This is a genomic window from Akkermansia sp., assembly GCF_020860705.1.
Taxonomy (GTDB): domain Bacteria; phylum Verrucomicrobiota; class Verrucomicrobiia; order Verrucomicrobiales; family Akkermansiaceae; genus Akkermansia.
Genome location: NZ_JAJBTT010000017.1, coordinates 1 through 14,553, shown reverse-complemented (window position 1 = coordinate 14,553; position 14,553 = coordinate 1). Strand labels below are relative to the sequence as shown.

The 14,553-nt window shown below is 53.4% G+C and carries 13 protein-coding genes; all 13 read right to left on the bottom strand.

The genetic code is table 11. The features are described 5' to 3' along the window. Positions 1–171: 171 nt before the first annotated feature. Positions 172–1,353, bottom strand: a complete 1,182-nt coding sequence (locus tag LIO64_RS03150) for a MalY/PatB family protein (protein WP_345779564.1) — start codon at positions 1,351–1,353, stop codon at positions 172–174. Between the two features lie 27 nt (positions 1,354–1,380). Then, the gene (gene fucU / locus LIO64_RS03145; protein WP_102727121.1) at positions 1,381–1,800 is read right to left on the bottom strand and encodes an L-fucose mutarotase; all 420 of its coding nucleotides are present in this window, start codon (positions 1,798–1,800) and stop codon (positions 1,381–1,383) included. Between the two features lie 71 nt (positions 1,801–1,871). Beyond that, positions 1,872–3,020, bottom strand: a complete 1,149-nt coding sequence (locus LIO64_RS03140; protein ID WP_290547999.1) for an aminoglycoside phosphotransferase family protein — start codon at positions 3,018–3,020, stop codon at positions 1,872–1,874. Between the two features lie 70 nt (positions 3,021–3,090). Next, positions 3,091–3,915, bottom strand: coding sequence for a hypothetical protein (locus tag LIO64_RS03135; RefSeq protein ID WP_290547998.1), 825 nt, complete (start codon positions 3,913–3,915; stop codon positions 3,091–3,093). A gap of 351 nt (positions 3,916–4,266) precedes the next feature. Further along, positions 4,267–5,355 (bottom strand): DUF1972 domain-containing protein, encoded by a 1,089-nt coding sequence (locus tag LIO64_RS03130; RefSeq protein WP_290547997.1) that lies wholly within the window; start codon positions 5,353–5,355, stop codon positions 4,267–4,269. A 13-nt stretch (positions 5,356–5,368) separates the two neighbouring features. Beyond that, on the bottom strand, positions 5,369–6,463 hold the full coding sequence (locus LIO64_RS03125) for a glycosyltransferase family 4 protein (protein ID WP_290547996.1): 1,095 nt from the start codon (positions 6,461–6,463) through the stop codon (positions 5,369–5,371). Then, entirely contained in the window at positions 6,460–7,566 is a 1,107-nt protein-coding gene (locus LIO64_RS03120) for a phosphotransferase (RefSeq protein ID WP_290547995.1), read from the bottom strand. Before LIO64_RS03120 ends, LIO64_RS03125 begins: the two co-directional genes overlap by 4 nt. Continuing rightward, complete coding sequence (locus tag LIO64_RS03115; protein ID WP_290547994.1) at positions 7,559–8,863, bottom strand: glycosyltransferase family 4 protein; 1,305 nt, start codon at positions 8,861–8,863, stop codon at positions 7,559–7,561. The genes LIO64_RS03120 and LIO64_RS03115 overlap by 8 nt, the downstream gene beginning before the upstream one ends. Next, positions 8,845–9,912, bottom strand: coding sequence for an acyltransferase (locus LIO64_RS03110; RefSeq protein ID WP_290547993.1), 1,068 nt, complete (start codon positions 9,910–9,912; stop codon positions 8,845–8,847). Before LIO64_RS03110 ends, LIO64_RS03115 begins: the two co-directional genes overlap by 19 nt. A 1-nt stretch (position 9,913) precedes the next feature. Then, entirely contained in the window at positions 9,914–11,233 is a 1,320-nt protein-coding gene (locus LIO64_RS03105) for a hypothetical protein (protein ID WP_290547992.1), read from the bottom strand. Then, positions 11,230–12,225, bottom strand: coding sequence for a glycosyltransferase family 2 protein (locus tag LIO64_RS03100; protein ID WP_290547991.1), 996 nt, complete (start codon positions 12,223–12,225; stop codon positions 11,230–11,232). Before LIO64_RS03100 ends, LIO64_RS03105 begins: the two co-directional genes overlap by 4 nt. Then, positions 12,212–13,210, bottom strand: coding sequence for a glycosyltransferase family 2 protein (locus LIO64_RS03095; protein ID WP_290547990.1), 999 nt, complete (start codon positions 13,208–13,210; stop codon positions 12,212–12,214). Before LIO64_RS03095 ends, LIO64_RS03100 begins: the two co-directional genes overlap by 14 nt. Beyond that, positions 13,207–14,370 (bottom strand): hypothetical protein, encoded by a 1,164-nt coding sequence (locus tag LIO64_RS03090; RefSeq protein WP_290547989.1) that lies wholly within the window; start codon positions 14,368–14,370, stop codon positions 13,207–13,209. The genes LIO64_RS03095 and LIO64_RS03090 overlap by 4 nt, the downstream gene beginning before the upstream one ends. Positions 14,371–14,553 lie beyond the last annotated feature (183 nt).

The window sequence follows — 14,553 nt, the reverse complement described above, 5'->3', positions numbered from 1 at the left end:
GCGGCAACTGAAAAATGAACGCCGGCAAATGACTACGGAAAAGGGAGTTCCCCCCGTTGAGCGGAGTAGGCAGTCCTGGGCCAATATTCCCAGGCATGAGGAAGCGGAGGGAAGCATGAAAGCTCCCCTCCGCTGAAATGTGCTGCTACGGAGGACGTTAAGTTCTCCGGATCAGAAGCCGCGCGCCCGGTACGCTTCTTCCAGCTGGTGGAGCGCCCGTTCCAGGATGGAGCGCGGGCAGCCCACGTTCAGGCGCATGAAGCCTGTTCCTTCCTTACCGAAGATGGAGCCGTCATTCAGGGCCAGATGCGCGCCGTCCACAAAGAAATCCACCAGTTCCTTCTGGGAGAGGTTCAGTTCCCGGCAGTCCAGGAAAACCAGGTAAGAGGCGTCCGGAATCATGGCCTTGATTTTGGGCATGCGGCGGCGGAGTTCCCAGTCTACGTAGCGGATGTTTTCCTGAATGTAGTCCAGCGCCTGGGCCAGCCATTCCTCTCCTTCCGGTCCGGAGTAGGCGCTGATAAGCCCCTCATAGGCAAAGACGTGGCCTTCCGCCAGTTCCCTGCCGCTGACAAAGCTCTGGTATCGTTCGAACAGGTCCGGATTCTGGCAGACCAGGTAGGAGCTGCCGAGACCGGGCACGTTGAAGGCTTTGCTGGGCGCCATGTAGGTGACGGAGTTCATGCGCGCCTGGTCGGAGACGGTGGCGAATACGGTGTGCCTGTGGCCGGGCAAGGTGAGGTCTGCATGGATCTCGTCCGAGATGACCAGCGTGCCGTTTTCCGCGCAGATTTCCGCCACGCGGCGCAGTTCCTCCGGATTCCACACGCGGCCGCCGGGGTTATGGGGATTGCACAGGATGAACATGCGGCAGCCGCGGACGGCCTCCCGCATATGGTCAATGTCCATGCGGTAGCGGCCATGTTCCAGAATCAGGGGATTATTTACGATTTCCCGTCCGTTTTCCCGGATGATCATGGCGAAGGGATGATATACCGGCGGCTGGATCATGATTTTATCCCCCGGCTCCGTGAAGCACTGGATGGCGCTGGAAATGCCGGGAACGATGCCCGGAGCGAAGCCGATTTCCCCGGCGCGCACCTTCCAGCCGTGACGGCGGTCCACCCAGTTCCGGATGGCTTCAAAAAAGGCGCGGGGCTTGACGGTGTATCCCAGAATCTCATGTTCACAGCGGCGGCGGATGGCCTCCATGATGAACGGAGGCGTCTTGAAATCCATGTCCGCCACCCACAGGGGGAGCAGGTCGTCCCGGCCCCAGCGCGGCAGCAGGGCTTCATATTTCAGGGAACCGGTGCCGCGGCGGTCGATTATTTCGTCAAAATCGTACTGCATGGAATGGTCTGTTTGCGCGGGCAAAGGTCAGGAAAGAGGGGTAACGCCCTTTTTCAGGATGATGTTGCCGTATTTGGCGGTTTCTCCGGTAATGACCACGGCGTAGGCCTTCTTGGCCCGTTCATAAAAGGCGTAGCGCTCCATTTGTTCAATGTCCCCGTCATAATTCAGCGCTTTGCGGTACTTGGCCTCTACCGCGGGGTCCAGGGAGTCTCCCGGTACGGGGGCCATCATGATGACGGGCGTGGCATAGGCATCCAGTTCAAAAAGGGGGATGACGGCGGCCAGCAGGGCGTCCGCTCCCAGGCCGTCCGCCCTCAGCACCGTGGGGTTGAAGGTATGGCCGGGAAAATGGGCGTCGGAGAAGACGATTTCATCGCCATGCCCCATTTCTGCAAGAATTTTCAGCAGGGAAGGACTGATGAGGGGAGAAATATTTTTTAACATGCGGAAGAGTATATCAAATACCCGTATTCCGATACGATCACAAAATCGTGTGGCCGTCAATTAGGCGAATGTCAACGGGAGGCCGCGTGAACGTGGCGCCGGATGCATTCTTCCATTTCCGGCATTTGCTCTTCCATGCTTTCCACCAGTTTAAGCTGGGTGCGCGCCCGGTGGAGGTTGTGGAGGTCCTTTTCCGTTTTAAAGTAAACGTCCCCTTCCAGATAGTCCGTCAGGAAGCGGATGCCGGTTTCCAGCGTGATGAGCAGGCCGGAAAAGGCGAGGTTGGAAACTTCCTGAGGCGTGATGAAGTCCCTGACGGCGTCCAGATAGCCCCGGACGACGGCTTCAAACATGGACATGCGCAGGAAGGTCTTGTCCAGGTCCTCTTCATCTTCCGCCGCGGGGGAGGTCATAGTGCGCACCATGTCTCCGAAGTCGTACAGGATGCTGCCGGGCATTACTGTGTCCAGGTCAATGACGCAGACGGCCTTGTCCGTTTCCCTGTCCAGCATCACATTATTGATTTTAGTGTCGTTATGGACGATTCTGACGGGCAGCTCCCCTTGTTCCTGAAGGTTCAGAAGGACGTCCACGTAATGCTCGCGGCGGAGGATGAATTCCAGCTCCCTCCGGCAGGAGTCCAGCCTCCCGTGGGAGTTTTTGGCGGCTGCTTTTTCCAGCCGGTCAAAGCGTCTGCGGGTATGGTGGAAGAACGGAATGGTTTCATGAATGTCCTCCGGATTCATATCGCACAGAAGCTGCTGGAAGGCGCCGAAGGCACGGGCGGCTTCATAAGCCTGGCGGGGGTGTTCCGCCACGTCAAACGTATGGGTGCTTTCAATGCAGTTGTAGCAGCGCCAGAAACCGGAACCGGGGATTTCCAGATATTTGCGGCCGCCCCGGGCGGCGTACAGGTTCAGCGTCTGGCGGAAGGGAGTCTTCAACACCCGGAGCATTTTCCAGCGGATGTGGTTGGTCACCTTCTCCACATTGTGCATCACGTCCCTGGGGCACTGGAAGACGGCGTCATTGACGCGCTGGAAGATGTAGCGGTCCGTGGTGCCGTCTGCCTTCCGGTAGGTGGCCCGGAAGGTCATGTTGATATGGCCGCTGTTGATGGTATCGCAATGGAGGAATTCTCCGGCAATGGCGAAGGCGTCACCCAGGGCGGCAACCTGTTCCTGAAGGGAATCGGTATGGAAAACGGCGGACAGAGGCATGGGCGGAAAAGGAAGCAGACCCCCGGCGCATGCGGGAAAGCGCCGGGAGCTGAGGGATGGTTAAAGGTTGTTAGAAGGAGTAGCTGACCCCCACGCCCGCCACAAACGTGAAGTTGCGGTAGACTTTAGAGGGGGTGCGCCAGGGGAAACGGTCGGAAGGTCCGCGGTGGTTGGCCGCCATGCCGCCGTTGCCCAGCCAGACAGTACTGACGAAGGGAGTGAGAACCACGCGGTCCACTGCTTTGAAGGGCACGGCCACGGTCAGGGAAATGCCCTGTGTGCCGTTGGAGTTCAGGGAATCCCGGTCAAAGTAGCCGGAGGAGGCGTTCCAGGTTCCCGCCACGACCAGGGAGGTAGACGGGTTGAAGTCATATTTATACCCCAGCGTGTTGGTAAACCACCAGCCGGACATCCAGCGGAAGGTGTACTGTACGCGGCAATCCCAGAAGAAGTTTTCCAGTCCCTTGCCAAAGTCGTGATGGATATCCAACACAAAACTATGTTCTTCAGAGTGGCCGTGATGAAATGCCGGGAAGCTGGGAGCTTCTCCCTTATGGACGTTCAATATGCCGGGGAGGCCGCCGTTGACGAACTGGTAGCTCAGGGAAGCCATCGTATAGTCGCTGAATTTGCGGCTGACACCCAGGAGGGCCGATCCTTCATCAGAGATGCCCGTGCTGTCATGCGTGAAGTCATTCTGGGTCAGCCACTGGTACTTGAGGCCACCCACGAGGGCATATTTTTTATTAAGTTTGTAAGCGCCGATGGCTTCCACGGGCACCACATGGTCGCTACCGGATTGCTGAAAAGCCAGGCCGCGGCTGACGTACTTGGTGTTGTAAGCTACCTTGGCGGAAAGACTGAGCGGTTTAACTTGCTCTGCATCAAATTTCATATTTTCGAGATTCAACTGAATATCAGCGTTTGCAAATCCACTGAAAATAGCCAGGGTCGAACATGTGGTAATGATAGTTTTGTAGTTCATGATTATGTGTAGATAATTAGTAGTTATTTTTCTGTTGTTTTGCAAGAAAAATTATAGGAATTTAATGAAATATGATGGTAGACGTCTTTTAAGTTTTTTTTGATATTAAAAATAGAATTAATACCTTAATTATTCAATTATCTTGAAAAGTAATGTCTTGTATTCTTACACTACATTCCGAAAGTTCAGGAATGTACTTTTCTTAAAAATCGCTGGTTGATTTATTATATCGGTAATTTCTATATTTAAAATATGGTTGATTCAATAATAGCACTCAATATACCGCCTGGCAATATGCTCCCAGGTGTATTCCTTTTGAGCGAGGTTAAACATGGTCTCCGCATTGCGGCGCATCCCGGCAGCGTCCGTTGATTCCAGAAGTTGTCGCAGATTTTCAGCGGAAGAGAAGTAGTGGGCGGCATGGCCTGTTGTCTCGCGGTTGTAGACCACATCAAAGGCAAAAATGGGCATGCCGAAATGCATGGCCTCCACCAGAGAGGGGTTGGTGCCTCCGGCGCTGTGGCCGTGGATGTAGCTTGAGCAATGGCGACGCAGGACATAAAGCACATCCAGGTCATAAATAGGGTCACAGAATTGCAGGTGCGGATTGTTGGCGTAACGGGCTTTCAATTCCCGTCCATAGGCACTGCGTTCCCAGTTGCCCACAAATACGAACGGGCGACCGCTGCAGGAAAAGGCTTCCAGCGTCATGTGGCAGTTATTCTCCGGCTCAATGCGGCAGATGGAAAGCGCATAGCCGCCTACTGTCAGCCCCATGCTGCGCAGAATTTCCTGCTGCCTCTCTTCGGAAAGTGTGCGGACGACGTGGTCTCCGCCGTAGGCAATCACGCGCGGTTGCTGTCCGTAGGTTTCTTTCACATAATCGGCAATTCCCTGGTTATCCGCCACCACCACATCGGCCGCACGCACGGCCATTGCCTCAGACGCACGCAGGAACCAGCGGGCAAAACCGCCCCATTTGTCACGGCGGTGTTCCAGCCCGTCAATGTTCACGATGATGCGCCCCCTGTAGAATGCGCGGAAGAGCGGCAAGGCCATGCATCCGGAGACACCCAGCACCAGCACGGCATCATAACTGTGCCCCAAAGCCTTGGCAAGCGACCACATGTCGTAAGGAATGCTCTGCACGCCATTGGCGTGTAGCGGTACATAGATCAGGTGCGCCCTCTTGTATTCCGAACGCATTTCCTGATAATCCTTACTACTGCAGAACACCGTGTATTGCACATCTGCCGGGCAATTCTTTCCCAGCAGGTTTTCTACCAGCGTTTCAAAACCTCCGTACTGTGCGGGCACTCCCTGCGTGCCTATAATTGCGACTTTTTTCATCCCTCCTTTTTGTTTACTTTTCTCCGTTTAGCATCTTTTCAATGGCCGCGACCATCCGCTTTGCATCATAACGTGCCGCCGTGGCTGTGGCGCCGTCTGCCAGCCGCAGATAGTGTTGCCTGTCACCCAGTACTTGCTTAATCCGTTCTGCCAGCAGCTCCCCCTCATGCGAGTCCACATGGTAACCATTTACGCCATCCTCCACCATCTCTGCAATGCCGCCCGTTGGAGGTACGATGACGGGCAGCCCCGCCGTCATGGCCTCCAGCGCCGTTAGACCGAAGGTCTCAACCGCCATATCCACTCGGGAAAGGTTCAGCACAAGAGACGCCCGGTTGTAAAAGGGAGCTACATCCTCCTGACGGGGGAACAGCGTTACATTCTCCGGCACACTTATCCTCTGTTCGGTGATGAAGGCACTGATATTCTCCCATGTGTCATTCACTACCAGTTCAAACCGGAACTGAGGCAAACTCTGAGCCAGTGACAGGAACTCCCGCACCCCCTTATACAGCTTCAGAGAACCCAGCATCAGCACACGCTGCCGTTCAAAGGCCGCTTCAGGATCCGGATGCAGACGTTCCGCCAGCGCCGGAGAAATGGCGTTCGGGATGACGGTCACTCTCTCCTGCCGCTTCAGGAAGGAACGCTGGTAGGCGGATACGCAGACGATTTCCGTGGACAGCGCCTGCATGCAGCGGGCGAGCATGCTGTAGAAGGATCCCTTTATAAAAGCATTCTCATGGTAATGGTACACGACGCGCTTGCCCGTCAAACGCCCGGCGAGCGCCGGGCCCAGCGGCAGAATCGTGTTGATATAAAAGACTACATCGCGCCGGAAGATGTAGCGCAGGGCAAGCAGCGCCGTATGGAACTGAACCATCGCATAGCGCAACAAGGTTAGCGCGGCATGTGAAGAAAAGCGGTAGGGGCAAGTAATGTGGCGTAAGGCGGTACTTTCCGGCAGTTCATCCAGCACGCCGCCGCGGGAGGTGAATAAATCCACCACTCCGCCACGGGACAAAAGGCCTTCCAGCACCACGCGCAGCACCGAGGGGCTGCCGCTGTAGTCATTGTACAAATGGAAACAGGCAATGCGTTTGTTCATCGTGATAAATCTTCAATCAGTTTCAACCATACGCCGAAGGAGCGCGCTACATCCCCCTCCACCTGACCACGTTCACGCAGGGTGAAGCGCGACACCACATCCAGCAGGTAGGCGAGGTACAACTTCCGTTCCACCCAGGGAAGGGAAGGAAGCTCCTTCAAAATTTCCTCCGCCCCCATGCGGCGTTCAAAGGTAGCTGTCTGGGTGTAAAAGTGGTAGCGGTCCAATCCATGCGGATAGGTTCTCTGCGCATACTCCCAGTCAAAGACAAAGAGTTGTTGTCCCTCCATAAACATGTTCCACGGTGTAAAATCCGCATGATAGGCGGAAAATTCCACCTCCCGCCCCTCATAAGCCGCCCGTACACGGTCGATGGCGCGCGTCAGGCAGTCCTTGCCCGGCAGTTCCGGCACCCAGCAGAGGTGTTTCTCCAGTTCCTCCAGCGTATGGGCATAATCCGTTTCTTCAAAGGGCAAGAGTTGCTTGGTACAATCACGCAGGCGGTCCAGATAGCCATCATGCGCATCACTCCAGTCATGAAGCACGCGGGAATGTTCACTCTTTACCGTACTCTGCACAAAAATAGGCGGTACTCCGTCCAGATACCCGCAGAAAAGTACGCCGGGCAGCTGGGCGGCGGTCATTCCCCGTTCGGCCAGCTCGCGCAACAGAGCCGCCTCTTTCCGGAAAAGCGTGGCAATTTCATCACTTCCCGTCACCTTGCAATAACCCAGAATGCGTTTTCCCCTGCTCAGTTGCAAGGTGAACTTGCGGTGGACGCAGGGGGTCCCGCAAAAGACGGAAAGCTCCAGAGGCCCCCCCGGGAAAAGCCCGGTCAGCAGTTCGCATAGCTGGGGGCGCAGGGCAAGCTGCAAGCGCTCCGCATGCAGCACTCTCTGTACCGGCGTCAGGTAATGCAAGCGAGGGAAAAGCATTTTCAGCAACTTTCCCTTGGGGCCGCTGGGCTGGTAAAGCTGCATTGCCGTGTGCATGTGGCGTGCCGGCATCAGCCAGCGCTTGCCATCCGCATTGGAAAAGCTATAGAAGACTTCCTCCCTTTCGCTCCGGCTAAAAATACCGGAAAACAGCAACTCATCAGGCATCGGCAGGGCCTCCTTTCCCTTTACCGGCTGGTATTCCGGACTGCTCCCATGCCTTCATGATCACCGTATGAATTTCCTCTCCACGCTGCTTCCATCCAAATTCCTGCCCCGCCTGCCGGGCAAGGCGACCGCGTTTTGCCCGCAGGCCGGCATCCGTCAGCCGCAACATGGCCGCCGCCAGGTCAGCAATCGTTTCCTCTCGTCCACGGCGCTGGATCAATTCCGCATAATCGGAAGAAAAATAACGCGTGTATCCTGTGGTATCAATGCAAATGAGAGGCTTGCCCAGTGCCATGGAGTCAAAGGAAACCGTTACCGCTCCCTCTTTCAGAGAGGCGTTCACCACTACATCCGTTGCCCGCATTCGGTTTTGGTACTCCTCCATGCTTACCGCTCCGGGAAAGTCCACCTGTCCGGCAATACCCAGCTTGTCCGTCAGCCGTTCCAGTCGTTGGCGGTCGCCGCCCTTGCCCAGAATCGTCAGCTGCAACTTGCCATGCCGGCGTTGAGCCCTGGCAAAAGCTTCAAGCACGAGGTCAAAGCCACGCCATGCATCCAGACGCCCCACGGTGATGAACTTAACCGCGTTTCCTCCGCTTTCCGCAATAGTGCCTGTTTCCTCTTTCCCGTTCATGGACAAGGGGGAAAGCTGCTCATCTACCGCCACATCCGTAAAGAGCACGGCATGTTGCCGGGCTGCGACCGGCAACTGCTGTCTCAGCAGATCCGTCTTGCAAAGAATGAGGTCGGCATGGCGGCAACGACGGCGGAACCCGAGGTTCAGGGGCAGGGCCGCCACTACGGCGCGGCGCAGGCGCTCCAGCCAGCGGGCATGGTGGGGATAATGACGGCTGTACTCCGCCGGGATTGTTTCCAAGCCGCCCACGGGACCCCAGATAAAAAACTGTCGCTGACCGTAGCGGCTCACCTTCCAGAGCACATTGCCGTAAGTCAGGTGGTGGAAAATGGTGATGCCGTTCCGCCGCATGGTGCGCTTGACGATGCCGTTGGCCAGCGTCTGCCAGATGTTGTAATAGATACGCACGCCGCGCAGGCCGCGCTTCCAGCAACGCGCCCATTTGGGTAAATCGAAATAGAGGAAGTGGATACTTGCATATTCGGGGTGTTCCTCTATCCACGGCTCAATGTTTGCGCGGTTGCTTTCCCGCGTCAGCACCCATAGCTCAAAGCGGCGGGACATTTCCAGCACCCAGTGCCAGCCCACGCCAATCTCACTGCCCAGCCCCGGTTCACAGGCATAGGCGGATACGAAGATTTTCAGTTTTTTACATTCCATAATTTGAGTTTTCTCACATCCAGCATAAAAGGAGCATAGCGATTGATCGCCTCGCATATCAAAGTGCTTAGCAACAGGGAAAATACGGCAACGGCAAGAGTGCTTACATAGCCATACCCGGACGGAATAGCCATCACCATCAACTTCCCTGCCATTGCCGGCATGACGCCGGAAAAGAAGTAAAAGACAATGGAATTTTGACCGATGTACTCCAACCAGCGCACGTGGGGTAAAAGCTTACAAACCCGAAACACAAGCAGTACGCTGCAGAACACCGTTAGAATGCCAGGAGGATTTACCCTGCCGCCAGCTCCCATCATTAGCAACGGCGAAATTTCTTTGCCGTAAACCAGTAAGCCTATATACAGCACAGAGGCAAGCACAGTTCCCCAAACTTTCATCATGCTCTCCATAAACTTTTCATAGCGCAGGTATAAGCCGCCTAAAGCCATGAGTAAGGTGTATTCGAGCCCCGTGCAATAAAACCAGGGAAAGTAATCTATGGCTTGGGTACGCTCCTCCAAACCATTCAGATATAGACCCAAGGAGAATAAACCAATACTGATCAGGACATAAAACCATACACTTCTTCCCTTAAACAGGAAAAGAAACAAAAATACCAGCTGAGCCACAGCCAAGGCAGACGTGAACCAGTAGCTGACTCCCCCGGGTACTTCCTGTAGAAATTGCGGCAAAGTCAGAGCTCCGCCATGAAAGCTTACCTTGGGGATGTAAAGGAGGGTGGAAAAAAGCATGGTTGGAATCATTAACCGGAAAATAATATTTTTCAGGGTATGTTTATACTCCTCCCATCTTCCATTATTTTGAAAATTATTGATGATGATGGATTTATTGTGATTCATGAAGCGACGGAATAGCAAGTATCCGCTCACCACAAAGAAAGCATTGACATAAAAAGGGCTGAGAATATATCCATAAGACAGACCTGATGAGGGGCAATAGGCTTCACTGTGCAGGATGTACACACCTATCATGCATAGTGCCTTTACGGCATCTACCCAGTCGAGTTTATTGTTGCGTGTTTCCATATCACCCCAGACGTTTAATATTTTTGCGATGCTGCTCTGCGAACACGTGCTCCAGAATGGTTCTCACGGCGTCCTCGGGCGTGCTTTCGTTGAGTACCTTGAGATAGCCCGGCTTGCCGGTGAGGTAGTCGATGCGGTCATTGATGGAGCGGATGCCATCCTCATCCAGCTCGCGCTTGCGGGCCAGGATGACGTCAGAGCCGGCCGTGAGCAGAATGTTGTAATCCAAGGATGGAATGAAGAGTTTCCCGAACCAGTAGAGGAACTTCGGCGGCAGGTAGATGCGACTACGCCGGCTGTCGCAGATAATATCCGTAAAATAACGGTCAAAAATCACCAGGCGCGTGATGCGGGTGACGCTCTTAACCTTCACAAAGTAGCCCAGCACATAATCCAGGGAATAGTACAGCAGGCGCGCCAAAGAACTCAAAGCTCCCGTACGGCCACCGCGGTGAGGCTTGTTGTAGTCGCGGTCCACCTCTTTTTTGATGCCGGCGGAATGGGCCACTTCCCCCAGATTCCAAAAAAGGGCAGGGCGGAAATGATAATAAACATGCGCCGTGCGAAATACATCACCCAGTTTCTCCAGCAGCAGATCAATGACCGTCGTCTTTCCTGAGCCGTCCGGCCCCGTAAAGCCGATGCTGAATCCCGTGTTTGAGCGGATATAGTTAAGCAAGCGGTAATACTCAAATCGGAAGAATCGCAACGGGGTAGAAAATGGGTGGCGGACCATGTTGCTTATCAGGGCGCGCAGCAACAGCGTTCTACCGCCGCATTCGTCACAGGCTTTCGCATCGGCTACGCCGAAGAGTTCGCTGAGCGTGTCTTTTACGCGGTCAGAAGATTCCGCCGCTGCGCGGGTGGCAGCATACTTCTCCGGATAGGAGGCGCCTACCGCGCGGTCATAAACATACTTGTCCAGGAATTCGCTTTCTTTATTCACATGGTGGATAGCTCCGTTGAACACCCTGCCTTTAAGCAGTTTTGCTGCGCTCAAGAGACGTATGCCGAACACGGATGTATCAAAGAAGAAGTCAAGCTGAACCAGTTCCACACGGCATGCTGAATCCACCCCGCCACAGACCCAGGTAATCAGGCGATCACTTTTAAGGTAGGTAACGATCTTCCATCCGGAGGACTCGACCAATTCCAGCATGGCATGTTTCAGCTCTTTATAGGTGGCAGGTTCCAGAATGATGTCCACATCCCGGCTCGGGTTGCAGGCCGGCAATCCTTCAAAATTGCGCAGTACGGCATACTCCGCCCGTTCATTCAGAAGGGCGAACAGGGAAGTTAATAGTTCAGCGGAAGTCTTCATTTATGTTTCAAAAGGTTATGTTTTATTTTATCCGCGATGTAGCCGGGATTGGAGCAGATGGAAGTCAGGAGGCTCTTTGCCCCGGTAACCCAGTGACGGGAACGCAGTAAATAATAGGCGCGGCGCAAGGAATCCGCCGCACGGGCCTCTTTTTCCAGCTTGCTGTACTCTCCCTCCGCCATTTGGGCGCGGAAGTCAATGAAACTTAACTCCGGCTCCCCCCTGCGGCGGAGCTTGAGATTCGTTTTGATGTGACGCATGCGCAACAGCATCCCCAAAGAATTGGAGGACATGGCTGATTCATGCTTCCGGTAGCGGCAGAGTTGTTCAGGAACAACGACAATGGCCTTCCCCTCAACATAGAGATCGCTCATGCGCGTCCACAGATCCAGATCTTCACACAAGTCCTGGTAGCGAGGTTTCCCTTCCGGAAAGCCCGTCACGTTGTGTCCGCCCACTCGCAAGGCCAGTTCACGTTCATAAATAGCCGTGGGCTGCATGAAGATCAGTTTTTCTTTTGCCGCTTTCTCATAAAAACCTTCTTTGGTTGTTTCCCCCAGGTAAATACCACCTTGCATCTTTTGACCTTCATTATCCATGTACTCCAGATGGCAGCCCACAGCCATCAGTTCGGTATCCGAAGTTATTTTACCGTACAGCTTTTCCACCAGTGTCGGATGGGGGCAGTCATCTGCATCTACAAAGAGAATGTAACGGGTAGAAACATGTTCTTCCACATACCGCCGTCCTGCGCTCAGTCCCCGGTTTACCTCGAAGTTGACCAGTTCATATTGACGGGGATATTCCAGGAAGAAGCGCTTTACCACTTCTACGCTTTTATCCGTACTACAATCGTTGACGATGAGCAGATCAAAATCTTGGAAAGTCTGCAAGGAAATGCAGTGTAGCGTTTCTTCAATATATGGCGCGCAGTTATAGACGCAAATGGCCAATGTTAGTTCATTCCGCTTTGCTGTATTATCTTCCTGCATATTTACGTTTGAAGGAGATTAGATGTTGAACGAAAGGAGCTGCCAGGTTCGAAAGCAACGCAAAAAGGAAGGAGAATTTTTTTGTCATTTTAATTTTCTGGATGAGCGTGTAATTATTTGGAATATATTGACACAGGACATTTTGTTTTTGAGAGATGGGAGCGTATACTGCTGCCATGTACCGGATACCCTGCCGGTAATACTCCGTTGCTACTTCTGTTAGCCGGGATGCTATTTCCGGATATTGTTGATATTGTTCAGCCAGAATCAATAGGCGAAATCCGGCAAAGAACTTGTCAGATACGGATTTGAGTGTCCTGTGTTCATTGGCTGTTGTACTGTAGTCATTGAGTACATTATGAACAAGAAGTATGGGCACGTATTGCATCGTTTCAGCAGCCAAAGCCATACGGTGTGTCCAGTCTACATCCTCACAACAAACTTTTTCTTCAAAAAAAATTTCCCGGACCACCATCAGTTGCTTTCTGAATAAATATTTCCATGGAGAATACGGCAGGCTGTTTTTCAACAAAAACATTCTACCGGACAACACTTCCCGGTTTTTGAAATGGTGAATGAGTTGAGTACTTGAATGCGCTTCTGTTTCTCTGGCAAAGTCACACATGAGGATATCCAGTTGGTGCTTCTGCAGGAAGGAGCATGCTTTCTTCAGGGAGCCTGAGTGGAAATAGTCGTCCGCATCAATGAAGAGGACATATTCCCCCCGTGCTTTCCGGACGCCATGGTTGCGGCTGCCGCCCGCCCGCAGGTTGGCGGCGTTTTTCAGCACCCTCAGGTCACCGTGCTCACGCTGGAGTTTTTCCAGAAGGGCAACCGTTCCGTCTGTGGAGCAATCATCCACGCAGATGATTTCATAAGAGCCCGGTTCGAGTCCCTGGGACCAAATGCTTTCCAGACAGCGGGAGATTCTGTCTTCTCCGTTGTAAACGGGGATGACTATGGATAAAAAAGGAGACTCGTTCATTTTTTATATTGGATTTGGAAGTATTTGAGCGTTGAAAAAACCATCAGGCAGGCCCAGCCATAGGCGATGTTTCCTACATTGAGGCTGAACAGCAATACAAATATCAACACCTCAAGAGAAAGGAAGCGGGTGAAACAGCAGGAGAAGAAAAGCGCCAGTTTGGAGAGATAAGAGAACAGGCCATAGTCCGTGATGGCGCTCACCACCGCCCGCCCAGCAGTATATGAAGAATCCACTCCGCGTCCCCACCATGTACCGGGATCTGTTACGTCGAGATGGAGGAATGTATCCAGAATAATGTTTACGCGGGCGGAAGCGCTGTGATCCGTTTTGATGACGGTTTCCGTATCTCCGCTCAAGGCCGCATTGAAGACCGCTACAGCACGTTCCAGCGGTTCATAGTGAATCAGGGGGATGAGCATATAAAGGGCACTGGCGCCAACAATGGCGTATACGGCATATTCCCTGCGCATGAAATAGAGGGCAAGGATTCCAAGCCCCACAAAAGCGGTGCCGCTTCCTATGCTCACCATCGTGTACAGGAAGGCCAGGACGGTCCACCGTTGCTCCCGCCACAGCATTTTCAGTTTGGGAGCATGTCCGTCTTTGTATTCCAGCAACTTCAGGAAGGCATAGAAATAAACCGTCAGAATCCGTGCCGCATGGGAAGGTTCAATCGCCAGAGTATTCAAATGGAAAAGGGAATAATAGGGCATCCCCATCAGATTGATCAGCGGCATATGGCGGATGCCTACAAGAATGCACATTTGTTGTAGAACCAGGCAAATGGCATAGGCGTAGATGATGCACTTCACGACACGCAAAAAGCCATCCAGAGAAAAAACCTTTTTGATGTAGACCAGATTATAGTACAGCGCAAAGGTCGAGAGAAACATGGCTGTATAGTAGAAGGTTGACATTCGAGTCGGTCCGAACTGCAATACGCTCAGCAGCACTGTCAGCACCCAGAAGAAACCTCCCAGGAAGATAGCTTTTGACATATAGGGGGCACGAGTTAGCAGTAGCAGAGGAGTCAGAGACATGAAGAGGGCTTTCGGAATGCTGACGTCCATCCCCTCAAAAAAAATAAACTGACAGCTCAACACCGCTAAGATCAGCGTTGCAATGCCTTCATTTGATGTCCACTTGAACTTTGCCATATTATCACTCCAGCAGCGAATAGAATCCTTTCATTACGGAGGCATTATGCGAATGCGCATCCAGTATTTGTTGTTGGTGTATCCCGCGCGGGGAGATGGTGGAGGTCGGGAGGTAGGGGGGCGGGGCTGGCCGGAGTGGGGTAGGAAGACGCCGAGGGAGTTGATCTAGTGAGGAGAGTATCG